We start from the raw sequence: 20,788 nt of genomic DNA on the forward strand, positions 1-20,788 counted from the left end.
CGGCGGACGCCGCCGAGGAGACATCATGTCGCGTGAGTTGACGGACGTCTGTCGGGAAGCATACGGTCGAACCGGCCCATGGGGAGGCCGCCTGGGGGACAGGCAGCGCGGCCCGCGCGGCACCCGAGCCGCATGCGCGGGCCGCGCCCGTCCCCGATCTCCTCTCACGTTCCGCCCTCCCTCCGGGTACGCTCGGCTGGACAGCAGATGTCGGAGACTCCCTCCGTGCATCCCGGCGCCGGAGGCCTGATGAGCGACGACCCCCTCGATGCGGAGGAGTCGGCGCGTCCTCCCCGCCTGACCCGCGAGCAGGTCCGCACCCGCCTGCTGGACGCCGCTCTCGCAGTCGTCCGCGCCGAGGGCCTGCGCGTCGGAGTCGCCCACCTGCCCCTCGAGGACGTCATCCGCTCGGCGGGTGTTCCGCGCAGCACCGTGTACCGGATCTGGCCCACCCGCCAGTCGTTCTACGACGAGCTGATCGCCGCGATCCCGGAGAGGGTCCTCGCCACCCGCCTCGACCAGCCGTCCCTGCGGGCCGGGAACTCCCACCTCCACCGCAGCCTCGACCCCGAGCCGACCCCGGCGCAGCGCCGCGAGGCCCTGACCGCCTCCGTCCGGGTCGCCGTCGACGCGAACGTCGACAACGTCTTCTCGTCGCAGCACTGGCGCAACTTCATCGCTCTCGCCGGCGCGGTGGGATCGCACGAAGAGCCGGCACGGACCGCCATCGGATCCGCTCTGCGGTCCCGCCAGCTGCACTTCATCGACAACATGGCGAAGTACTACGAGCACACCCTCGCCGAGGCGGGGCTCCGGCTGCGCCCGGACCGCGGCGCCTCCGCTCTCGCCTCCGCCGTCTCGGCCCTGATCGAGGGGCTGTGCATCGCGCGGATCGCGGCACCGGAGCTGGTGACCGGCCCGCTCGACCCGGCCGATCCCGACGGACCGTCGCTCGCGGTGGTGTCGGTGCTGCTGCTGATCGACGGGTTCACCGAACCGGACGAGTGATCCGGGTCGCGGGGTCCGCTCAGTCCTCCACGACCGGCTCCAGCATCCCGTCGACGATCGAGCGGATCGTCCAGGCCGCCAGGGTCCACTCGACCGGCTCGCCGTCGAGGCCGGGGGCGGTCACCGGAGCGTCGAGGTCGTCGTCGAGGAGACGGCCGCGGTGCGCGAGCCCGTCGATCACGATCGCGGTGAGGTGGGCGAGCTGGAGCGTCGTGAATCCCGGGCGCATCGTCCCGCCGAAGACCTGCAGGGTCTCCTCGTAGAAGTCGCGCATCCGGCGAGTGAGCATGCCCTCGATCCGCTTCGCCGTGGCGCGCACGGCGTCGCGTGCAGGCCCCTCCTCCATCGAGAAGGTGCAGGCGAGCAGCGCGTTGTACGAGGACCAGTCGGCGGAGCGGCGGAGCGACTCGGCATTGGCCCGCGCGCCGATGCGGATGGTCTCCCAGGCGACCCGGCGGCGGCCGGCGGCCGTGGAGAGCAGATCGGTGGAGCGCTCGTAGACCTCGCGCATCTCCTGCTGGGCCTCGGGATCGGCGCCCTCCGCGTACCGGTCCCGCACGAAGACCTCGCCGACGAGGTCGGCCACGAACTCCTCGCGCGTGCTCCAGATCCGGTAGACGGAGCTGCGCGGCACGCCGGCCAGGCGGATGTACTCCTCCATGGGCAGGTGCGCGAAGCTCACCGTGAGGCCGTGGTCGGAGACGACGTCGCGCGCCGTGGCGATCATGCGGCTGCGGACCTGCTCCGCGGGGATCCTCCGGGCCCGCCGGGAGCCCTCTGCGCTGTCGTCCATGGAGAGGGACACTAGCCGGAGACGGTGCCGCGGGTGGTCCTCCACGCGCTCCGTGAGCCGATCCGGAGCGCTCTGGGGGCGTCCTCCCACTGAGACGAAATGTCCCATCACGTGCACGACGACGTCGCGGACCGCTACGGTGCAGCCGGGGCGGACCCGAACCTGCCCCTGCTAGGGGACCCCCGTGACCGGATTCGATCGGTTCACGCTGGCCGTTGTCGACGGACCAGCGATCGAGCGCGCCGCGCTGCAGGCGCTGCTCGCGCAGCTGCTGCCGCAGTTCTCGCACGACGAGGAGGGCGTCGACCGCATCGCGGTCCTCGACCTGGACGGCGTGCCCGGCGAGGAGGTGGCCGACACCCTCGAGCGTGCGGCGGCCCGGACCGTCGGCCTCGTCGTGCTCTCCTCCTCCGACTCCCTGGAGCCGGTGCGGGCCGTGCTGCGACGGGAGAGGGCGGCGTACGTCTGGAAGGGCGACGACCCCAGCGAGCTCGCGGCGGCGGTCGTCTCGGTCGCCTCCGGCCGCACCTGGATCTCGGACACCGCCCGCCACCGGCTCGTGCACGGGCGCGAGGAGCGCCGCCCGGTGCTGAGCCCGCAGGAGAGCCGTGTGATGCGCGCCTACGGAGCGGGTGCCGCGGTCCGCACCGTCGCGGTCGACCTCAGCGTCGCCGAGCACACCGTCCGCACCTACATCAAGCGGATCCGCGCCAAGTACCTCGAGACCGGCGTCACTCTCGACTCACGGGTCGACTTCTACCGCCACCTCGGCGACCACGACGTCGCCATCCGCCGCGGCGGAGACCGGGTGCGGGCCGGCGCGCAGCAGGCGGCCGGCGACGTGGTCGGCGAGCGCCGAGCCTGAGGCGAGCAGGATCGCGTTCCCGCCGGTGCGCCCCTCGACGAAGGCCGTCGATCCGACCGCTGCGGTGACCGGGAGCAGCTCCCGGACGACCCCGCGCAGGCGGTCCAGCCTCCGGTGGTCGGCGTCGTCGGCGACGTTGACCGCGAGGAGCCCGTCGGCGCCGACCCGGGCGGCGAGCGGAGCGAGGACGGACGGGCGGTAGAACGCCTCCGGGATCTCGTCCCCGTCGTAGACGTCGAGCACGACGAGGTCGGCGCTCCAGGGCGGCAGGGGCCCTGCGGCGTCGGCCGTGAGGAGCCGGACGCGCGCGCCGCGGGGGAGCGGCGCGTGCTCGAGCACGAACTCCACGAGTCCCGCCGCGCTCTCCACCGCGAGCTGCTCGGAGCCCGGCCGGGTCGCGGCGACGTACCGGGCCAGGGCCAGGGCTCCGGCTCCGAGGTGCAGCACGCGCAGCGGCTCGCCGGGCGGGGCGGCGGCGTCGACCACCGCGCCGAGGCGCGCGAGGTACTCGAGGTGCAGAGCCCGGGGATCGCCCGGATCGATCAGCGACTGCTCCGCGCCGTCGACCGTGAGCAGCAGCGCCTCCGGTCGCACGGGATCCGGCCCCAGCACGGCTGTGCGGCCTCCCGGCAGCAGGAGGGACGGAGGCATCCCGTCACGCTAGCGCTCCTCGCGCGATCCGCCCCGCCGCCGCTACGGTGACAGGCATGGCCGCCCTGATCCTGCTCGACGTCGACGGCGTCCTGAACCCCTCCGTCCGCAGCGATCGCGCCTCGGGCTCGCACCGCCTGGAGCTCGAGCCGGAGCGGGCGGCGCTCGTCTCCCGCCTGGCCGCGGTCGGCACGATCGTGTGGGCCACGACCTGGCCGCCGCGCTTGACGCGGGTCCTCGCCCAGGACCTCGGGCTGCCGGCGGGCACGGAAGCGATCGCCTTCGACGGCGGCCTCCCGCGCGACCCGCGGTTCCCGGGCCGGACGGGCAAGCTCCAGCCCGTCGCGGTGTGGCTGGAGGCGGCCGCCGAGCGCGGCGCGATCGACGCCGTGGTGTGGATCGACGACAACCTCCACGAGGACGCGTACGACTGGGCCCGCGAGCAGAGCACCCCCTTCCACCTGGTGCGTCCGGAGTCGGCGACGGGCCTCACGAGCGACGAGGTCGCCGGTGCCGAGCACTTCCTGGCCGGACTCCCGGCGTCACACGGCGACATCCGGGAATAGGGCCGCCCCCTCCACTGGTTATCGTCACTCCGGGCGGTTCCGCCGAGCAGCGGTCCGCCCCGGGACGACCCGTCCCCTCGTCGATCCCCGCGCCGCATCCGGCGCAGCGGGACCGCCACGACTCCGTGATGCACCGAAGGACAACACCGTGACCCTCTCCGCCCGCACCTCTCTGCGCGTCCTGCTCGGCACGACCGCCGCCGCCGCCGCCCTGGTCCTCGCCGGCTGCGCGCCCGCCTCGACCGACGACGTGGTCTACGGCTCGAGCGGCGAGGGCACCGCCTCCGCGAGCTCCGGCCTGACCCTGGCCGAGGTCGAGGAGTCGGGGAAGCTCACCATCGGCACCGAGGGCACCTACCCGCCCTTCTCCTTCCACGCCGACGGCGGGACGGGAGCTCTCACCGGCTACGACGTCGACGTGATCACCGCCGTGGCCGAGAAGCTGGGCGTCGAACCCGACTTCCAGGAGACGCAGTGGGACGCGATGTTCGCGGGCCTGGACGGAGCGCGCTTCGACGTGATCGCGAACCAGGTCTCGATCAACGACGAGCGCGAGGCGAAGTACGACTTCTCGGAGCCGTACTCGGTCAGCCCCGGCGTCGTGATCGTCCCCTCGAGCGACACCTCGATCACCGACCTCGCCGGCCTCTCCGGCAAGACCACCGCGCAGTCGCTCTCGAGCAACTGGTACACCGTCGCGCAGGAGAACGGCGCCGAGGTCGAGGGCGTCGAGGGCTGGGCGCAGGCCATCGCCCTCGTCGAGCAGGGCCGCGTCGACGCGACCGTGAACGACCGCCTCACCTGGCTCGACTGGTCCACGACCTACCCCGACCAGGCCGCGGGCCTCAAGGTCGCCGTCACCACCGACGACACCTCCGAGAGCGCCTTCACCTTCCCGAAGGGCTCGGACGACCTCGTCGAGGCCGTCGACTCCGCCCTCGACGAGCTGCGCGAGGACGGCACCCTCGCCTCCATCTCCGAGCGCTACTTCGGAGCCGACGTCTCCCAGTAGCCCCACCCCGAGACGGCTCCTCCCCTTCCGGGAGGGGCCGTCTCGTGCGTGAGCGGTCCCGTCGCGGGGGAGCGGCGGAGCGGCTCAGGCCGCGGGTCCGCCTGCAAGGGCGCCCGCCCCGGCGCGAAGCGTGCCAGCATTCCCCAGGAGGCGGACACGATCCGCCCCCGACGCCACCACCCGATCGAGCCGACCGCGGATCCTCCCGCGAAGGCGGGAGAACACAATGGACCTCGTCCTCCGGTCGTTCTGGCCGATCCTCTCCGGGGGCATCGTCGGGACGATCCCGCTCGCGCTGGCGAGCTTCGCCATCGGGCTCGTGCTCGCGCTGGCGGTCGCCCTGATGCGGCTCTCCCGGGTGCGGATCCTCTCCTGGATCGCGCGTGCCTACATCTCCGTCATCCGGGGCACGCCGCTCCTGGTGCAGCTGTTCGTGATCTTCTACGGGCTGCCGAGCCTCGGACTGAAGATCGACCCCTGGCCCAGCGCCACCATCGCGTTCGCCCTCAACGTGGGCGGCTACGCGGCGGAGGTGATCCGCGCGGCGATCCTCAGCGTCCCGAAGGGGCAGTGGGAGGCGGCGCACACGATCGGCATGAGCCGCTCGCTCTCGCTGCGGCGCATCATCCTCCCGCAGGCCGCGCGCGTCTCCGTCCCGCCGCTGTCGAACACCTTCATCTCGCTGGTGAAGGACACCTCGCTGGCCTCCCTCATCCTGGTGACCGAGCTCTTCCGGCAGGCGCAGAAGATCGCCACCGCGTCGAGCGAGTTCATGCTCCTCTACCTCGAGGCCGCTCTGATCTACTGGCTCATCTGCCTGGTGCTCTCCAGCGGCCAGGGCCTGCTCGAGAAGCGATTGGACCGCTATGTCGCCCGCTGACACTCCGACCGACGCCCGGCCCGTGCTCAAGGCCCGCGGCCTCCGCAAGTCGTTCGGCGGGGTGGAGGTGCTGCGCGGCATCGACCTGGAGGTCCACCGCGGCGAGGTCGTCGCCCTGATCGGGCCGTCCGGCTCGGGCAAGACCACCGTCCTGCGCTCGCTGAACAGCCTCGAGGTGCCGGACGGCGGGGTGGTCGAGCTCGCCGACGGCAGCGTCCTCGACTTCGACCGCGGCGTCGGACGGAAGGCGCTGACCGGGCTGCGCGACCACTCCGCGATGGTCTTCCAGCACTTCAACCTCTTCCCGCACCTGACCGTCCTCCAGAACGTGACGGAGGGGCCGCTGCGAGTGCAGCGCCGTTCCGCGTCCGAGGTGGTCCCGGAGGCGGAGCGCCTGCTCGAGCGCGTCGGCCTCGGCGGCCGGGGGAGCGCCTACCCCTTTGAGCTCTCCGGCGGTCAGCAGCAGCGCGTGGGCATCGTCCGGGCGCTCGCGCTGCGGCCCGATCTGCTCCTCTTCGACGAGCCCACCTCGGCGCTGGACCCGGAGCTGGTCGGCGACGTGCTCTCGCTGATGCGGGAGCTGGCGGGGGAGGGCTGGACCATGCTCGTCGTGACGCACGAGCTCGAGTTCGCCCGGCAGGTGGCCTCGGAGGTCGTCTTCATGGCCGACGGCGTGGTCGTCGAGCGGGGCGCCCCTGCGCAGATCCTCCGGGAGCCGCGCGAGGCGCGCACCCGGCAGTTCCTGCACCGCCTCCTCCACCCGCTCGAGTAGACGGTCGGCGCTGTCCCCCGTCGACGGGGAGCCGCGCGGCGCACCGGGCGCGGCGGAAGGCGTGCCTATGCTGTCCGGGTGACCTGGAGCAGCGACGCCGAGACCACGCGGATCCCCTCCGCGACCGAGACGTCCGGCGGAACCGGACCCCAGCCGACCCGGGAGTACGTCTGGCCCGAACCCGTGACGGGCCGGCAGCCGACCGTCGAGCCCGTCGCCCCGGCCGTCGCGGCGTCCGCCCCCAGCGCCCTCGGGCCGGTCGAGGCCGAGCCCGAGCCGGTCCGGCGCTCCGGCAACCGTCTCGCGGGCCTCGCGCTCGCCCTCCTGACGACCGCGGTCTTCGCCGTCCTGTACCTCGTCGCCCTGACGGCGATCCGCCTCCTCGGCGACCGCGTCGGCGGCGACCCGGTCGCCCTCGCGCTGGACGCGGCACCGACCGCGCTCTTCCTCGCCCCGGTGGCCGCGTTCCTGGTCGGCCTGGCGCTGATCGTGCTGGTCGTGAACCGCGCGGGCTGGTGGGCCTACGTCCTCGGCGGCTTCCTCGTCGCCCTCCTCACGGCCGCGGCCGCGCTGGTCGGCGGCTGGAGCGCCGTCGGACCGCTCGCCCTGCCGATCGACCGCTCCCTCGCGCTCGACTACGTCCGCGATCCCGCCGTCCTCGCGGCGGTCCTCGCCGCCGGCGTCCTCGGCCGGGAGGCGAGCGTCTGGGGCGGCGCCGCGATCGCGGGCCGTGCCCGGGGCGTCAAGCGCCGCAACGCCGAGCGCGAAGCGGCCGCGCAGTCGTGACTCCGGAGGGGCAGGGGCAGGGCCGCGGAGCCGGCCTGGGCTACGGCCTCGCGCTGGCCGGCTTCGCCGCGTTCCTCTACCTCGCCCTGGTCGTCTGCGCGTTCGGGGTCCTCAGCCTCCTGCTGGACCAGGACGTCGTGCCCGAGCGCGACGCCGGTCCGCTGCTGGGGCCGGTGTCGGTGGCGGTCTGCGTCGTCGCCGTGCTGGTCGCGATGGTGACCCTCGCCGCCCGTCCCGCCGTTAACCGCGTCCTCGGCCCGTCGCTTCTGACCGGGGTCGTCGTCTACCTGCTCTTCCTCCTCACCGGCGGAGCGCTCTACGGGCTCGGCCGCCAGGAGCCGGGGGAGATCCTCGGCTGGATCCTCGACCACGCCCCCACTGTCTTCGCGATCGCGACCGGCGTGCTCGCGGCGGCCGTCCAGCTCGTGTTCCTCCTGCTCCTGGCCCGTCGCGACGCCGGCGGCCGCAGCCCTCACTGGGGCTGGGAGGGCGACGAGCGGGAGTGAGGGCGGAGTCCCGGCGCGGCTCGTCGCGGCGCTGCGGCATCTCCCAGGGCGAACGCCGCTCGGTTGACCGGCCCCGTCACTCCCCGTAATATTCTTCGGGTGTGCGCTTTGCCGTGCGCTCGTGTCGTGCCTCCGGGTCGATGCGGTCGCCGCACTTCGCTCCACCGGGTCCGCGAGGATCCGCGGGTTCGTCCGATCGGGCGGCCCCCACGGCATACCCCTCACCCTCCCGGTCCCGCTCGCGGGGCCGCGGGGTGCGTCGGGTCCAGATGAACTCGGCCGTTCCCGGAGACGGGAGGGCCGAATGTCGACCATCGATCCGCTGTCACCGTGCAGCATTCAAGGAGCAAAACCAGTGCCAACGATTCAGCAGTTGGTCCGCAAGGGACGCACGCCGAAGGTCACCAAGACCAAGGCGCCCGCCCTGAAGGCCAACCCCCAGCAGCGCGGCGTCTGCACGCGCGTCTACACGACCACGCCCAAGAAGCCGAACTCGGCCCTCCGCAAGGTGGCCCGCGTGAAGCTCTCCAACGGCACCGAGGTCACCGCCTACATCCCCGGCGAGGGCCACAACCTGCAGGAGCACTCGATGGTGCTCGTGCGCGGCGGTCGCGTCAAGGACCTCCCCGGTGTCCGCTACAAGATCGTTCGCGGCGCCCTGGACACCCAGGCCGTCAAGAACCGCAAGCAGGCTCGCAGCCGGTACGGCGCGAAGATGGAGAAGAAGTAATGCCTCGTAAGGGCCCCGCTCCCAAGCGCCCCGTCGTCGCAGACCCCGTCTACGGCGCCCCCATCGTCAGCCAGCTCGTCAACAAGATCCTCCTGGACGGCAAGAAGGGCCTCGCCGAGCGCATCGTCTACGGTGCCCTCGAGGGCGTCGCCGGCAAGAACGGCCAGGACGCGGTCGTCACCCTCAAGAAGGCGCTCGACAACGTCCGCCCGACCCTCGAGGTCCGCAGCCGCCGCGTCGGCGGCTCGACCTACCAGGTCCCGGTCGAGGTCAAGCCCCACCGCGCCAACACCCTCGCGCTCCGCTGGCTCACCAGCTACGCGAAGGCCCGTCGCGAGAAGACGATGACCGAGCGTCTCATGAACGAGATCCTCGACGCGTCGAACGGTCTGGGCGCCGCTGTCAAGCGTCGCGAGGACACCCACAAGATGGCCGAGTCGAACAAGGCCTTCGCGCACTACCGCTGGTAGCGCACCCCGCGGCCGCCTCCGGGCGACCGCGACCACCGGGCCCGCGGCGTCACCGCTGCGGGCCCGGTCCCGGCGGCGGATCGCCCGATCCCCGCGACCGGGCGACCGCCACCACCAGAATCCCAGCCATTCGGCCATGAACCCGGTGCGCTGGCTCCATCACCTATCGGAGGAACTCCGTGGCACAAGATGTGCTCACCGACCTGAACAAGGTCCGCAACATCGGCATCATGGCCCACATCGATGCCGGCAAGACCACCACCACCGAGCGCATCCTGTTCTACACGGGTATCACGCACAAGATCGGCGAGGTCCACGACGGCGCCGCGACGATGGACTGGATGGCGCAGGAGCAGGAGCGCGGCATCACGATCACGTCCGCCGCGACGACCTGCTTCTGGAACAAGAACCAGATCAACATCATCGACACCCCCGGTCACGTCGACTTCACGGTCGAGGTCGAGCGCTCGCTCCGCGTCCTCGACGGCGCCGTCGCCGTCTTCGACGGCAAGGAGGGCGTCGAGCCCCAGTCCGAGACCGTCTGGCGTCAGGCCGACAAGTACGACGTCCCGCGCATCTGCTTCGTCAACAAGATGGACAAGCTCGGCGCCGACTTCTACTACACGGTCGACACGATCATCAAGCGCCTCGGCGCGAAGCCGCTGGTCATCCAGCTGCCCATCGGCGCGGAGTCCTCCTTCGAGGGCGTCGTCGACCTGGTCGAGATGCGCGCGCTCACCTGGCGCGGCGACTCGAAGGGCGACGTCGCGCTCGGCGCGAAGTACGAGATCGAGGAGATCCCGGCCGACCTCGCCGACAAGGCGGCGGAGTACCGCGAGAAGCTCCTCGAGACCGTCGCGGAGACCTCCGACGAGCTGCTCGAGAAGTACTTCGGCGGCGAGGAGCTCACCGTCGCGGAGATCAAGGGCGCCATCCGCAAGATGACCGTCAACTCCGAGATCTACCCGGTGCTCTGCGGCTCGGCGTTCAAGAACCGCGGCGTCCAGCCGATGCTCGACGCTGTCGTGGACTACCTCCCCTCCCCGCTCGACGTCCCCGCCATCGAGGCGCACGACGTCCGCGACGAGGAGAAGGTCATCATGCGCCACGCGGACTCGACCGAGCCCTTCTCGGCGCTCGCGTTCAAGGTCGCCGTGCACCCGTTCTTCGGCCGCCTGACCTACGTCCGCGTCTACTCGGGCAAGCTCGACTCCGGCGCCCAGGTCATCAACTCGACCAAGGGCAAGAAGGAGCGCATCGGCAAGATCTTCCAGATGCACTCCAACAAGGAGAACCCGGTCGACTCGGTCACCGCCGGCCACATCTACGCCGTCATCGGCCTCAAGGACACCACCACCGGTGACACCCTGAGCGACCCGGCCGCGCAGGTCGTGCTCGAGTCGATGACCTTCCCGGAGCCCGTCATCGAGGTCGCCATCGAGCCCAAGACGAAGGCGGACCAGGAGAAGCTCGGCACCGCGATCCAGAAGCTCGCGGAGGAGGACCCCACCTTCCGCACCGAGCAGAACCAGGAGACCGGTCAGACGGTCATCAAGGGAATGGGCGAGCTGCACCTCGACATCCTGGTCGACCGCATGAAGCGCGAGTTCAACGTCGAGGCCAACGTGGGCAAGCCCCAGGTCGCGTACCGCGAGACGATCCGCCGCACGGTCGAGAAGTACGACTACACCCACAAGAAGCAGACGGGTGGCTCCGGCCAGTTCGCGAAGGTCCAGATCACCATCGAGCCGATGGAGGTCGAGGCCGACAAGACCTACGAGTTCGTCAACGGCGTCACCGGTGGCCGCGTCCCGCGCGAGTACATCCCCTCCGTCGACGCGGGCATCCGCGACGCCATGCAGGTCGGCGTGCTCGCCGGCTACCCCATGGTCGGCGTGAAGGCGACCCTGGTCGACGGAGCGGCGCACGACGTCGACTCCTCCGAGATGGCGTTCAAGATCGCCGGCTCGATCGCGTTCAAGGAGGCCTCGCGCAAGGCGCAGCCGGTCCTCCTCGAGCCGCTCATGGCCGTCGAGGTCCGTACTCCCGAGGAGTACATGGGCGACGTCATCGGCGACATCAACTCGCGTCGCGGGATGATCCAGTCGATGGAGGACGCCACCGGCATCAAGGTCATCCGGGCCAACGTCCCGCTGTCCGAGATGTTCGGCTACATCGGAGACCTGCGCTCGAAGACCTCGGGCCGCGCCGTCTACTCGATGACGTTCGAGACCTACGCCGAGGTCCCCAAGGCCGTGGCCGAGGAGATCGTCCAGAAGAACAAGGGCGAGTAGCTCCGCCCCTGGGCCGTCGCCGTTCCCCGGAACGGCGGCGGCCTGGTAGTGTCGTGCGGGTTTGCTGCCGAGTGCAGCGCGCCCCCTGTCGCAGCGGGACGGCCGCACGACCACTGCCGGTAACATACGTACACAAAACCCCCGCAAGTCCTCCTGTCCTCGTGCCGCCCCGTGCGGCCGCCCGGATGCGGATGCTTGCACCTAAGTCCTGAGGAGGACCCACAGTGGCTAAGGCCAAGTTCGAGCGGACCAAGCCGCACGTCAACATCGGAACCATCGGTCACGTCGACCACGGAAAGACCACGCTCACCGCGGCGATCTCGAAGGTTCTGGCGGACAAGTTCCCGTCCGCGACCAACGTCCAGCGTGACTTCGCGTCGATCGACTCCGCTCCCGAGGAGCGCCAGCGCGGCATCACGATCAACATCTCGCACGTCGAGTACGAGACGCCGAAGCGCCACTACGCGCACGTCGACGCCCCGGGTCACGCCGACTACATCAAGAACATGATCACCGGCGCGGCCCAGATGGACGGCGCGATCCTCGTGGTCGCCGCCACCGACGGCCCGATGGCTCAGACCCGTGAGCACGTCCTCCTCGCCAAGCAGGTCGGCGTCCCCTACCTCCTCGTCGCGCTGAACAAGGCCGACATGGTGGACGACGAGGAGATCCTGGAGCTCGTCGAGCTCGAGGTCCGCGAGCTCCTCTCGTCGCAGGGCTTCCCCGGCGACGACGCCCCCGTCGTGCGCGTCTCCGGCCTCAAGGCCCTCGAGGGCGACGACACCTGGACCCAGTCGATCCTCGACCTGATGGACGCGGTCGACGAGTCCATCCCGGACCCGGTGCGCGACAAGGACAAGCCGTTCCTCATGCCGATCGAGGACGTCTTCACGATCACCGGTCGTGGAACCGTCGTCACCGGCCGTGCGGAGCGTGGAACCCTCGCTCTGAACTCCGAGGTCGAGATCGTCGGCATCCGCCCGACGCAGAAGACCACGGTCACCGGAATCGAGATGTTCCACAAGCAGCTCGACGAGGCCTGGGCCGGCGAGAACTGCGGTCTGCTCCTCCGCGGCACCAAGCGCGAGGACGTCGAGCGCGGCCAGGTCGTCGTCAAGCCGGGTTCGGTCACGCCGCACACGGACTTCGAGGGCACCGCGTACATCCTGTCCAAGGATGAGGGTGGGCGTCACAACCCGTTCTACGCGAACTACCGTCCGCAGTTCTACTTCCGCACCACCGACGTCACCGGCGTCATCACGCTGCCCGAGGGCACCGAGATGGTCATGCCCGGCGACACCACCGACATGACGGTCGCGCTGATCCAGCCGATCGCCATGGAGGAGGGCCTCGGCTTCGCCATCCGTGAGGGTGGACGCACCGTGGGTGCCGGTACGGTCACCAAGATCATCAAGTAGGTCCGTCCTACCGATCTCTCGAGAGGGGTCGTCCGCTTCGGCGGGCGGCCCCTCTCGTCGTTCCCGGGGACGCCCGGCTAGCGTGGCCGCATGCCCTTCGTGAAGAGCGACCCCCGTGCCCTCCCGCAGTTCTTCGAGTGGGAGGCGGCCGGCCTGGACTGGCTGCGCGCGGCGGACGGCGGTGCGCGCTGTGTCGGGGTGGAGAGGGTGTCGCCCGGGCGCATCGAGCTGGAGGAGATCCGCTCCGCGCGACCCTCCGCCGAGTCGGCTCGGGCCTTCGGCGCCGCGCTCGCCCGGACGCACGACGCCGGAGCCGCGGCCTTCGGAGCGCCGCCCCCGGGATGGACCGGCCCCGCCTACATCGGCCGCCGCGGGATGCCGTGCCGCCCGGACGACTCGTGGGGGCGCTTCTACGCGGAGCAGCGGGTGCGGCCGTTCCTCGGCCCCGCCGTGGAGGCGGGCAACCTCACGGCAGCCGAGTCGCGGCTCGTCGAGCAGGCTCTGGACCGGGTGGCGACCGGAGCCTTCGACGACGGTGCGGGGCCCGCCAGGATCCACGGGGACCTCTGGACCGGCAACGTGCTCTGGTCGGCGGACGGCGCCGTCCTGATCGACCCCGCCGCTCACGGGGGACACCGCGAGACCGATCTGGCGATGCTGGCCCTCTTCGGTGCTCCGCACCTCGACGCCGTCCTCGAGGGCTACCGCGAGCAGCATCCGCTGGGGGCCGGCTACGAGGAGCGGGTGCCACTCCACCAGCTGCACCCGCTCGCCGTCCACGCCGCCGGTCACGGTCCCTCCTACGGCCGCGCCCTGGCAGACGCAGCGGAGCAGGTGATCGCACTGGCCGGCTGACCGGCGCGCCCGCACCGTTCCCCCAGCCGGGAGCGCCACACTGAGGCACGCGCCGCCCTGTGCGCGTTTACAAGGAGGCATCATCGTGGATCTCGGGAAGCTCGGACGCCAGGCCGGCGAACTGCTCAACAGCCGGAAGGCCCAGGACGCGTTGCGGAGCGAGAAGGCCGAGCAGGTCTCCGACCAGACCCTCGAGAAGGCGGGCGAGATCGCCAGCCGCCTCACCAACGGCAAGTACGACGACCGCATCGAGGACCTGAAGCGCCAGGCCGACAAGCGGATCGGCAACGAGTAGCGGCTGCCGTCCGACTGCTCCTCCCCGCCGTCAAGCGGGTGCGGGCCTCGGATCCGCCGTCCTATCGTCGGATCGATGGCTGACACTCGCGCGCAACGACTCCGCAGGACCGATTCGAGCGGGCGCGGCTACACCCGGGTGCGCGCGGGCTCCGGCTTCAGCTACCGCGACCCGAAGGGCGCGACCGTCGCCGACAAGGAGCTGCGCGCGCGCTTCGACCGTCTCGGCATCCCGCCGGCCTGGACGGACGTCTGGATCGCCCCGTATCCCAACGGGCACATCCAGGCCACCGGCGTCGACTCCGCCGGCCGCCGCCAGTACATCTACCATCCGACCTGGCGCGAGCAGAAGGACCGGATCAAGTTCGACCGGGCGCTGCGGCTCGCGGAGGCCCTGCCCGGGGCGCGCCGGGCCGTGACCATCGCCCTCCGCTCGGACGGCCCAAGCCGCGAGCGCGCGCTGGCCACCGCCTTCCGGATGCTCGACACCGGATCGCTCCGCGTCGGCAGCGAGAGGTACGCGAAGGAGCACGGCAGCATCGGCCTCTCGACGCTCCTGTGCGCGCACGCCACGACCCACGGGGACCGGGTCGCCCTCGCCTTCCCCGGGAAGAGCCATCAGGCGTGGACGAGCGAGATCCTCGACCACGACCTCTCGCGCGTCGTCCGTGCTCTCAAGCGTCGCGGGCCGAACGCCCGCCTGCTCGCCTGGAAGGACGGGCGGGAGTGGCGGCCGATCTCGGCGCCCGAGATCAACGACTACGTGCGCGAGCGCGCCGGCGACGACTTCACGGCGAAGGACTTCCGCACTCTGCACGGCACGGTCGCGGCCGCGCTGAGCCTGGCGAAGTCGGGCCCGCAGGCCACGCAGCGCGCTCGGAACTCCGCGATCGCCCAGGCGATGCGCGACGCCTCGGACGTGCTCGGGAACACGCCGACGGTCGCCCGCGCCAGCTACGTCGACCCGCGGCTGCTGGACCACTTCCGCGCCGGCGAGACCATCGACGCGTCGCGCCCCGCGTCGGCCGAGACCGCCGTCCGGGCACTGCTCTTCGAGTAGCGGGGGAGGCGCTCCGACCCGCGCTGCTGCTCGGAACGACCGGCTCCCCAGGGCCGTCACGACGTGCTCGCGGAGGAGCCCTCCGGCGCGACACGCCCGGGTTGCAGGGGTGGGGCATCTGTGGGAGACTCTTCTAGTTCAAAATTTCCTCTCGGGCGGCGTGCTGCTCGGAGGGGGACACTGCCAGGCAGTGCCGAGACGGCATCGCGGAGGCTCGACCCGAGAGGGCGGCCACGCGGATGCGACGTCGAGGCGGCGGGTAGCAGAACGACAACAACCGACATCTCAACGGGTTCTCCGTGCGTCGTGCGTTCTGTACGCCGATCGGAGCGCCCCAGGGGTGCGGTGCTTTTGACAGAAGAACACTGGTTGCACTTTTCCGGGTCACCGGAGTTCCTTCGCGAGCGCGTCCAATGCGAGACGAGTCCGGCTCCGGCCGGGGGAGTCGCGTACGACGCAATAACAAGAGAGTGAGAGATCACACATGGCGGGACAGAAGATCCGCATCCGACTGAAGTCGTACGACCACGAGGTCATCGACACGTCGGCGCGCAAGATCGTCGACACGGTCACCCGTGCCGGTGCAACGGTGGTCGGCCCCGTGCCGCTGCCGACCGAGAAGAACGTGGTCTGCGTGATCCGTTCTCCCCACAAGTACAAGGACAGCCGCGAGCACTTCGAGATGCGCACCCACAAGCGCCTCATCGACATCATCGACCCGACGCCCAAGGCCGTCGACTCGCTCATGCGCCTCGACCTGCCGGCCGACGTCAACATCGAGATCAAGCTCTAAGGAGGAGTGCCACCATGTCTGTCACTGTTTCCCCCACGCTGAAGACCAGCAAGGGCCTCCTCGGCACCAAGCTCGGAATGACCCAGGTCTGGGACGAGAACAACAAGCTCGTGCCGGTCACCGTCATCGAGATCAGCCCCAACGTCGTGACCCAGGTCCGCACGGAGGAGAAGGACGGCTACACCGCCGTCCAGCTCGCCGCCGGTGCGATCGACCCGCGCAAGGTGAACAAGCCCGCCGCCGGTCACTTCGACGCCGCGGGCGTCACCCCCCGCCGCCACCTCACCGAGGTCCGCACCTCCGACGCCGCCGACTACTCGGCCGGCCAGGAGCTGACCGTGGACGCCGTCTTCGAGGCCGGCACCAAGGTCGACGTCGTCGGCACCAGCAAGGGCAAGGGCTTCGCCGGTGTCATGAAGCGCCACAACTTCAAGGGCGTCTCGGCTTCGCACGGTTCGCACCGCAACCACCGCAAGCCCGGCTCCATCGGCGCCTCCTCGACCCCCAGCCGTGTCTTCAAGGGCATGCGCATGGCCGGTCGCATGGGTGGCGAGCGCGTCACCGTGCTCAACCTCAAGGTGCACTCCGTCGACGCCGAGAAGGGCCTGCTGCTCGTCAAGGGCGCCGTCCCCGGTGCCCGCGGTCGCCTCGTGTTCGTTCGCAACGCCGTGAAGGGAGCGTAGTTCCATGGCTACCTCTGTCGACATCATCGACGTCAAGGGCCAGAAGGCGGGCTCGGTCGAGCTCCCCGCCGCGCTCTTCGACGTCCAGACCAACATCCCCCTCATCCACCAGGTCGTCGTGGCCCAGCTCGCCGCGGCGCGCCAGGGAACCCACAAGACGAAGAACCGCGGTGAGGTCTCCGGAGCCGGTCGCAAGCCGTTCAAGCAGAAGGGAACCGGTCGCGCTCGTCAGGGCTCGATCCGCGCCCCGCACATGACCGGCGGTGGCGTGGTCCACGGACCGACCCCCCGCAGCTACGCGCAGCGCACCCCCAAGAAGATGATCGCCGCGGCTCTGCTCGGTGCTCTCTCGGACCGCGCCCGCGGTGCCCGCATCCACGTGGTCGAGTCCCTCGCCCTCGGCGACACCCCCCGGACCAAGGACGTCCTCGTCCTGCTCGACGCCCTCTCGGTGTCGCGCAACGTCCTCGTGGTGCTCGAGCGCGACGACTACATCGCCGAGCTCTCGCTCCGCAACGTGCCGTTCGTGCACATCCTGCCGGCCGACCAGCTCAACGCGTACGACGTGCTCGTCTCCGACGACATCGTGTTCTCGAAGGGCGCGCTCGACGCGTTCATCGCGGCCAAGTCGGGCGTCGAGTCCAACAAGGAAGAGGTGAACGCATGAGCCAGTCCGCCGCGTTCAACAAGGACCCCCGCGACGTCATCATCTCCCCGGTGGTCTCGGAGAAGTCCTACGGCCTGATCGACGAGGGCAAGTACACCTTCGTGGTCGACCCGCGTTCGAACAAGACCGAGATCAAGCTCGCCATCGAGAAGATCTTCGGCGTCGAGGTCGCGTCGATCAACACGCTGAACCGCCAGGGCAAGACCCGCCGCACGAAGTTCGGCACCGGCAAGCGCAAGGACACCAAGCGCGCGATCGTCACGCTGAAGTCCGGCTCCATCGACATCTTCACGAGCGTCGGCTGAGCCGAAGAAGCGTAGAGGAAACAGACAATGGCTATTCGTAAGTACAAGCCCACGACCCCCGGTCGCCGCGGCTCCAGCGTTGCCGACTTCGCCGAGATCACCCGCTCGACGCCCGAGAAGTCGCTCCTGCGCCCGCTGTCCAAGACCGGTGGCCGCAACAACTCCGGCCGCATCACGACGCGTCACATCGGCGGTGGCCACAAGCGCCAGTACCGTCTGATCGACTTCCGTCGCAACGACAAGGACGGCGTCAACGCCAAGGTCGCTCACATCGAGTACGACCCCAACCGCACGGCGCGCATCGCGCTGCTCCACTTCGTGGACGGCACCAAGCGCTACATCCTGGCCCCGAACAAGCTCTCGCAGGGCGACGTCGTGGAGTCGGGCGCCGGCGCCGACATCAAGCCCGGCAACAACCTGCCGCTGCGCAACATTCCGACCGGTACGGTCATCCACGCCATCGAGATCAAGCCGGGAGGCGGCGCCAAGCTCGCCCGCTCGGCCGGCACCTCGGTCCGCCTCGTCGCCAAGGACGGCCCCTACGCGCAGCTCCGCCTGCCGTCGGGCGAGATCCGCAACGTCGACGCGCGCTGCCGCGCCACGATCGGCGAGGTCGGCAACGCCGAGCAGTCGAACATCAACTGGGGCAAGGCCGGCCGCATGCGCTGGAAGGGCGTCCGCCCGACTGTCCGCGGTGTCGCGATGAACCCGGTCGACCACCCGCACGGTGGTGGAGAGGGCAAGACCTCCGGTGGACGCCACCCGGTCAGCCCGTGGGGTCAGTCCGAGGGACGCACCCGTCGCCCCAACAAGGAGAGCGACAAGCTCATCGTTCGCCGCCGCACCGCCGGTAAGAAGCGCAAGTAGGAGTTGTAGAAGATGCCTCGCAGTCTCAAGAAGGGCCCCTTCGTTGACGACCACCTGCTCCGCAAGGTGTTCACGGCCAACGAAGCCGGCAACAAGAACGTCATCAAGACCTGGTCGCGCCGTTCGATGATCATCCCGGCGATGCTGGGTCACACCATCGCGGTCCACGACGGTCGCAAGCACATCCCCGTGTTCGTGACCGAGACCATGGTCGGCCACAAGCTCGGCGAGTTCGCCCCCACTCGGACCTTCCGCGGTCACGAGAAGGACGACAAGAAGGGCCGTCGCCGCTGACGCGGCGACGAGAAGGAGGAGAGAAATGGTGGAGTCGATCGCACGCGTGCGACACATCCGCGTCACCCCCCAGAAGGCTCGCCGTGTCGTGAACCTGATCCGCGGGAAGCAGGCTCAGGAGGCACTGGCCATCCTGAAGTTCGCGCCGCAGGGTGCGTCCGAGCCCGTCTACAAGCTCGTCGCCTCGGCGATGGCCAACGCTCGCGTCAAGGCCGATGCCTCGAACGAGTACCTCGACGACCAGGACCTGATCGTGTCCCGCGCCTTCGTCGATGAGGGAACCACCCTCAAGCGATTCCAGCCCCGTGCTCAGGGTCGTGCCTTCCGCATCAACAAGCGCACCAGCCACATCACCGTCGTGCTGGCCACTCCTGAGGAGGGGACCAAGTAATGGGTCAGAAAGTAAACCCCTACGGTTTCCGTCTGGGAATCACCACCGACCACGTGTCGCGCTGGTTCTCCGACAGCACCAAGAAGGGCCAGCGGTACAGCGACTACCTCGCCGAGGACGTCAAGATCCGCCGACTCCTCGCCACGCAGCTCGACCGTGCGGGCGTCGCCCGCATCGAGATCGAGCGCACCCGTGACCGCGTCCGCGTCGACATCCACACCGCCCGCCCGGGCATCGTGATCGGCCGCCGCGGCGCCGAGGCCGAGCGCATCCGCGCCGACCTCGAGAAGCTCACGGGCAAGCAGATCCAGCTGAACATCCTCGAGGTCAAGAACCCCGAGGCCGAGGCTCAGCTGGTCGCCCAGGGCATCGCCGAGCAGCTCTCCGCCCGCGTGGCCTTCCGCCGCGCGATGCGCAAGGGCCTGCAGGGCGCCCAGCGCGCCGGCGCCAAGGGCGTCCGCATCCAGGTCTCCGGCCGCCTCGGCGGCGCCGAGATGAGCCGCTCGGAGTTCTACCGCGAGGGACGCGTGCCGCTGCACACCCTCCGCGCGAACATCGACTACGGCTTCTACGAGGCGAAGACCACCTTCGGCCGCATCGGCGTGAAGGTCTGGATCTACAAGGGCGACATCACCAACAAGGAGCTCGCCCGCGAGCAGGCGAACAGCAAGTCGTCGCGCCCCGAGCGCAGCGACCGTCCGCGCCGTGCACCCCGCCAGCAGAGCGAGGCGCCCGTCGCAGCAGGAGTTGAGGCATAACCATGTTGATTCCGCGTCGAGTCAAGCACCGCAAGCAGCACCACCCGGGCCGGTCCGGCCAGGCCACCGGTGGCACCAAGGTGTCGTTCGGTGAGTTCGGCATCCAGGCCCTCACCCCCGCCTACGTGACCAACCGTCAGATCGAGTCCGCTCGTATCGCGATGACGCGTCACATCAAGCGCGGCGGAAAGGTGTGGATCAACATCTACCCCGACCGTCCGCTCACCAAGAAGCCCGCCGAGACCCGCATGGGTTCCGGTAAGGGCTCGCCGGAGTGGTGGGTCGCGAACGTCAAGCCGGGTCGCGTCCTCTTCGAGGTCGCCGGCGTCGACGAGCAGCTCGCTCGCGAGGCCATGACCCGTGCCATCCACAAGCTGCCCCTCAAGGCACGCATCATCAAGCGCGAGGAGGGAGACGCGTAATGGCGATCGGATCCAAGGAGCTCGCCCCCGCCGAGCTCGACACCTACGAGGACGAGCGTCTCGTCACCGAGCTGAAGAAGGCCAAGGAGGAGCTGTTCAACCTCCGCTTCCAGTCGGCCACCGGTCAGCTGGACACCAACGGCCGCCTGCGTGCCGTCAAGCGCGACATCGCCCGCATCTACACGGTCATCCGTGAGCGCGAGCTGGGCATCCGCGCCACCCCCGCACCCGTCGAGGCCCCGGCCAAGGCGGAGAAGAAGCCGAAGACCAAGAAGGCCGCCAAGGCCGAGGTCGAGGCGACCGAGTCGAACGAGGAGGCCAAGTAATGGCAACCGTCAATGACAGCGCCGGCCACGAGTCGGCCGCCCACGACGTGAAGGAGGCGGGCGCTCGCGGATACCGCAAGACCCGTCGCGGCTACGTCACCAGCGACAAGATGGACAAGACCATCGTCGTCGAGGTCGAGGACCGGGTGAAGCACCCGCTGTACGGCAAGGTCATCCGCCGTACGTCCAAGGTCAAGGTCCACGACGAGCTGAACTCCGCCGGCATCGGCGACTCCGTCGTCATCAGCGAGACCCGTCCCCTCAGCGCCACCAAGCGCTGGCGCCTGGTCGAGATCCTCGAGAAGGCCAAGTAGGCCGCGGC

Annotated in this window: 27 protein-coding genes; 26 read left to right on the forward strand and 1 reads right to left on the reverse strand. The window is 70.2% G+C overall.

Going from position 1 to position 20,788, the window contains the following annotated elements; genetic code table 11:
* Window positions 1-249 precede the first annotated feature (249 nt).
* Window positions 250-1,008, forward strand: coding sequence for a TetR/AcrR family transcriptional regulator (locus tag C5B92_RS13160; RefSeq protein ID WP_146083162.1), 759 nt, complete (start codon window positions 250-252; stop codon window positions 1,006-1,008).
* A gap of 19 nt (window positions 1,009-1,027) precedes the next feature.
* On the opposite strand, the gene C5B92_RS13165 is transcribed toward C5B92_RS13160, so the two are convergent.
* Window positions 1,028-1,801: a TetR/AcrR family transcriptional regulator gene (locus C5B92_RS13165; RefSeq protein ID WP_146079318.1), complete on the reverse strand. Its 774-nt coding sequence runs from the start codon at window positions 1,799-1,801 to the stop codon at window positions 1,028-1,030.
* Between the two features lie 184 nt (window positions 1,802-1,985).
* Here C5B92_RS13165 and C5B92_RS13170 point away from each other — a divergent pair, with 184 nt between their 5' ends.
* The 25 genes from C5B92_RS13170 to rpsQ all read left to right on the forward strand — a co-directional run bounded on the left by C5B92_RS13170 (window position 1,986) and on the right by rpsQ (window position 20,780).
* Window positions 1,986-2,666 (forward strand): LuxR C-terminal-related transcriptional regulator, encoded by a 681-nt coding sequence (locus tag C5B92_RS13170; RefSeq protein WP_104255699.1) that lies wholly within the window; start codon window positions 1,986-1,988, stop codon window positions 2,664-2,666.
* 707 nt (window positions 2,667-3,373) lie between these two features.
* The gene (locus tag C5B92_RS13175; protein WP_104255700.1) at window positions 3,374-3,883 is read left to right on the forward strand and encodes an HAD domain-containing protein; all 510 of its coding nucleotides are present in this window, start codon (window positions 3,374-3,376) and stop codon (window positions 3,881-3,883) included.
* Between the two features lie 148 nt (window positions 3,884-4,031).
* Window positions 4,032-4,895, forward strand: a complete 864-nt coding sequence (locus C5B92_RS13180) for an amino acid ABC transporter substrate-binding protein (RefSeq protein WP_374952934.1) — start codon at window positions 4,032-4,034, stop codon at window positions 4,893-4,895.
* 226 nt (window positions 4,896-5,121) lie between these two features.
* On the forward strand, window positions 5,122-5,775 hold the full coding sequence (locus tag C5B92_RS13185; protein WP_104224574.1) for an amino acid ABC transporter permease: 654 nt from the start codon (window positions 5,122-5,124) through the stop codon (window positions 5,773-5,775).
* On the forward strand, window positions 5,762-6,547 hold the full coding sequence (locus C5B92_RS13190) for an amino acid ABC transporter ATP-binding protein (protein ID WP_104255701.1): 786 nt from the start codon (window positions 5,762-5,764) through the stop codon (window positions 6,545-6,547). Before C5B92_RS13185 ends, C5B92_RS13190 begins: the two co-directional genes overlap by 14 nt.
* Window positions 6,548-6,625: 78 nt before the next feature.
* Window positions 6,626-7,333 (forward strand): hypothetical protein, encoded by a 708-nt coding sequence (locus C5B92_RS16960; RefSeq protein ID WP_146079319.1) that lies wholly within the window; start codon window positions 6,626-6,628, stop codon window positions 7,331-7,333.
* Window positions 7,330-7,839 carry a DUF6121 family protein gene (locus tag C5B92_RS13200; protein ID WP_104350480.1) on the forward strand — a complete coding sequence of 170 codons (510 nt, stop codon included), beginning with the start codon at window positions 7,330-7,332 and terminating at the stop codon, window positions 7,837-7,839. The genes C5B92_RS16960 and C5B92_RS13200 overlap by 4 nt, the downstream gene beginning before the upstream one ends.
* Before the next feature lie 355 nt (window positions 7,840-8,194).
* On the forward strand, window positions 8,195-8,569 hold the full coding sequence (rpsL, locus tag C5B92_RS13205) for a 30S ribosomal protein S12 (protein ID WP_011186743.1): 375 nt from the start codon (window positions 8,195-8,197) through the stop codon (window positions 8,567-8,569).
* Entirely contained in the window at window positions 8,569-9,039 is a 471-nt protein-coding gene (rpsG, locus tag C5B92_RS13210) for a 30S ribosomal protein S7 (protein ID WP_068251443.1), read from the forward strand. The genes rpsL and rpsG overlap by 1 nt, the downstream gene beginning before the upstream one ends.
* Before the next feature lie 179 nt (window positions 9,040-9,218).
* The gene (gene fusA / locus C5B92_RS13215; protein ID WP_104224571.1) at window positions 9,219-11,333 is read left to right on the forward strand and encodes an elongation factor G; all 2,115 of its coding nucleotides are present in this window, start codon (window positions 9,219-9,221) and stop codon (window positions 11,331-11,333) included.
* 224 nt (window positions 11,334-11,557) lie between these two features.
* On the forward strand, window positions 11,558-12,751 hold the full coding sequence (gene tuf, locus C5B92_RS13220) for an elongation factor Tu (protein WP_104224570.1): 1,194 nt from the start codon (window positions 11,558-11,560) through the stop codon (window positions 12,749-12,751).
* Between the two features lie 90 nt (window positions 12,752-12,841).
* Complete coding sequence (locus tag C5B92_RS13225) at window positions 12,842-13,606, forward strand: fructosamine kinase family protein (RefSeq protein ID WP_104255703.1); 765 nt, start codon at window positions 12,842-12,844, stop codon at window positions 13,604-13,606.
* An 85-nt stretch (window positions 13,607-13,691) separates the two neighbouring features.
* Window positions 13,692-13,901: an antitoxin gene (locus C5B92_RS13230; RefSeq protein ID WP_159939075.1), complete on the forward strand. Its 210-nt coding sequence runs from the start codon at window positions 13,692-13,694 to the stop codon at window positions 13,899-13,901.
* A gap of 75 nt (window positions 13,902-13,976) precedes the next feature.
* Window positions 13,977-14,960: a DNA topoisomerase IB gene (locus tag C5B92_RS13235; protein WP_104247600.1), complete on the forward strand. Its 984-nt coding sequence runs from the start codon at window positions 13,977-13,979 to the stop codon at window positions 14,958-14,960.
* A 484-nt stretch (window positions 14,961-15,444) separates the two neighbouring features.
* A complete protein-coding gene (rpsJ, locus tag C5B92_RS13240) occupies window positions 15,445-15,753 on the forward strand; it encodes a 30S ribosomal protein S10 (protein WP_005050520.1) in 309 nt (102 codons plus the stop codon).
* A 14-nt stretch (window positions 15,754-15,767) separates the two neighbouring features.
* Window positions 15,768-16,436 (forward strand): 50S ribosomal protein L3, encoded by a 669-nt coding sequence (gene rplC, locus C5B92_RS13245; protein ID WP_104224566.1) that lies wholly within the window; start codon window positions 15,768-15,770, stop codon window positions 16,434-16,436.
* Window positions 16,437-16,440: 4 nt separating this feature from the next.
* Complete coding sequence (rplD, locus tag C5B92_RS13250; protein WP_104224565.1) at window positions 16,441-17,103, forward strand: 50S ribosomal protein L4; 663 nt, start codon at window positions 16,441-16,443, stop codon at window positions 17,101-17,103.
* Entirely contained in the window at window positions 17,100-17,408 is a 309-nt protein-coding gene (rplW, locus tag C5B92_RS13255; RefSeq protein ID WP_068209445.1) for a 50S ribosomal protein L23, read from the forward strand. The genes rplD and rplW overlap by 4 nt, the downstream gene beginning before the upstream one ends.
* Window positions 17,409-17,435: 27 nt before the next feature.
* Window positions 17,436-18,275 carry a 50S ribosomal protein L2 gene (gene rplB, locus C5B92_RS13260; protein WP_068251462.1) on the forward strand — a complete coding sequence of 280 codons (840 nt, stop codon included), beginning with the start codon at window positions 17,436-17,438 and terminating at the stop codon, window positions 18,273-18,275.
* A gap of 12 nt (window positions 18,276-18,287) precedes the next feature.
* Window positions 18,288-18,569 (forward strand): 30S ribosomal protein S19, encoded by a 282-nt coding sequence (gene rpsS / locus C5B92_RS13265; protein ID WP_055787078.1) that lies wholly within the window; start codon window positions 18,288-18,290, stop codon window positions 18,567-18,569.
* Window positions 18,570-18,594: 25 nt separating this feature from the next.
* A complete protein-coding gene (gene rplV / locus C5B92_RS13270; protein ID WP_077221988.1) occupies window positions 18,595-18,960 on the forward strand; it encodes a 50S ribosomal protein L22 in 366 nt (121 codons plus the stop codon).
* On the forward strand, window positions 18,960-19,718 hold the full coding sequence (rpsC, locus tag C5B92_RS13275) for a 30S ribosomal protein S3 (protein ID WP_068209439.1): 759 nt from the start codon (window positions 18,960-18,962) through the stop codon (window positions 19,716-19,718). The genes rplV and rpsC overlap by 1 nt, the downstream gene beginning before the upstream one ends.
* Window positions 19,719-19,720: 2 nt before the next feature.
* Complete coding sequence (rplP, locus tag C5B92_RS13280) at window positions 19,721-20,140, forward strand: 50S ribosomal protein L16 (RefSeq protein WP_068209436.1); 420 nt, start codon at window positions 19,721-19,723, stop codon at window positions 20,138-20,140.
* Window positions 20,140-20,466 carry a 50S ribosomal protein L29 gene (gene rpmC, locus C5B92_RS13285; protein WP_104224564.1) on the forward strand — a complete coding sequence of 109 codons (327 nt, stop codon included), beginning with the start codon at window positions 20,140-20,142 and terminating at the stop codon, window positions 20,464-20,466. Before rplP ends, rpmC begins: the two co-directional genes overlap by 1 nt.
* Entirely contained in the window at window positions 20,466-20,780 is a 315-nt protein-coding gene (rpsQ, locus tag C5B92_RS13290; protein ID WP_104224563.1) for a 30S ribosomal protein S17, read from the forward strand. Before rpmC ends, rpsQ begins: the two co-directional genes overlap by 1 nt.
* The last annotated feature ends 8 nt before the right edge of the window (window positions 20,781-20,788 follow it).

Origin of the sequence: Rathayibacter sp. AY1A4 (assembly GCF_002930955.1) — a bacterium.
In the GTDB taxonomy this organism is placed as follows: Bacteria; Actinomycetota; Actinomycetes; order Actinomycetales; family Microbacteriaceae; genus Rathayibacter.

Coding starts and splice junctions, on each gene's coding strand:
- C5B92_RS13160 (WP_146083162.1), top strand. CDS start 250: ATGAGCGACGACCCCCTCGATGCGGAGGAGTCGGCGCGTCCTCCCCGC.
- C5B92_RS13165 (WP_146079318.1), bottom strand. CDS start 1,801: ATGGACGACAGCGCAGAGGGCTCCCGGCGGGCCCGGAGGATCCCCGCG.
- C5B92_RS13175 (WP_104255700.1), top strand. CDS start 3,374: ATGGCCGCCCTGATCCTGCTCGACGTCGACGGCGTCCTGAACCCCTCC.
- C5B92_RS13185 (WP_104224574.1), top strand. CDS start 5,122: ATGGACCTCGTCCTCCGGTCGTTCTGGCCGATCCTCTCCGGGGGCATC.
- C5B92_RS13190 (WP_104255701.1), top strand. CDS start 5,762: ATGTCGCCCGCTGACACTCCGACCGACGCCCGGCCCGTGCTCAAGGCC.
- rpsG (WP_068251443.1), top strand. CDS start 8,569: ATGCCTCGTAAGGGCCCCGCTCCCAAGCGCCCCGTCGTCGCAGACCCC.
- C5B92_RS13225 (WP_104255703.1), top strand. CDS start 12,842: ATGCCCTTCGTGAAGAGCGACCCCCGTGCCCTCCCGCAGTTCTTCGAG.
- C5B92_RS13235 (WP_104247600.1), top strand. CDS start 13,977: ATGGCTGACACTCGCGCGCAACGACTCCGCAGGACCGATTCGAGCGGG.
- rpsJ (WP_005050520.1), top strand. CDS start 15,445: ATGGCGGGACAGAAGATCCGCATCCGACTGAAGTCGTACGACCACGAG.
- rplC (WP_104224566.1), top strand. CDS start 15,768: ATGTCTGTCACTGTTTCCCCCACGCTGAAGACCAGCAAGGGCCTCCTC.
- rplD (WP_104224565.1), top strand. CDS start 16,441: ATGGCTACCTCTGTCGACATCATCGACGTCAAGGGCCAGAAGGCGGGC.
- rplW (WP_068209445.1), top strand. CDS start 17,100: ATGAGCCAGTCCGCCGCGTTCAACAAGGACCCCCGCGACGTCATCATC.
- rplB (WP_068251462.1), top strand. CDS start 17,436: ATGGCTATTCGTAAGTACAAGCCCACGACCCCCGGTCGCCGCGGCTCC.
- rpsS (WP_055787078.1), top strand. CDS start 18,288: ATGCCTCGCAGTCTCAAGAAGGGCCCCTTCGTTGACGACCACCTGCTC.
- rplV (WP_077221988.1), top strand. CDS start 18,595: ATGGTGGAGTCGATCGCACGCGTGCGACACATCCGCGTCACCCCCCAG.
- rpsC (WP_068209439.1), top strand. CDS start 18,960: ATGGGTCAGAAAGTAAACCCCTACGGTTTCCGTCTGGGAATCACCACC.
- rplP (WP_068209436.1), top strand. CDS start 19,721: ATGTTGATTCCGCGTCGAGTCAAGCACCGCAAGCAGCACCACCCGGGC.
- rpmC (WP_104224564.1), top strand. CDS start 20,140: ATGGCGATCGGATCCAAGGAGCTCGCCCCCGCCGAGCTCGACACCTAC.
- rpsQ (WP_104224563.1), top strand. CDS start 20,466: ATGGCAACCGTCAATGACAGCGCCGGCCACGAGTCGGCCGCCCACGAC.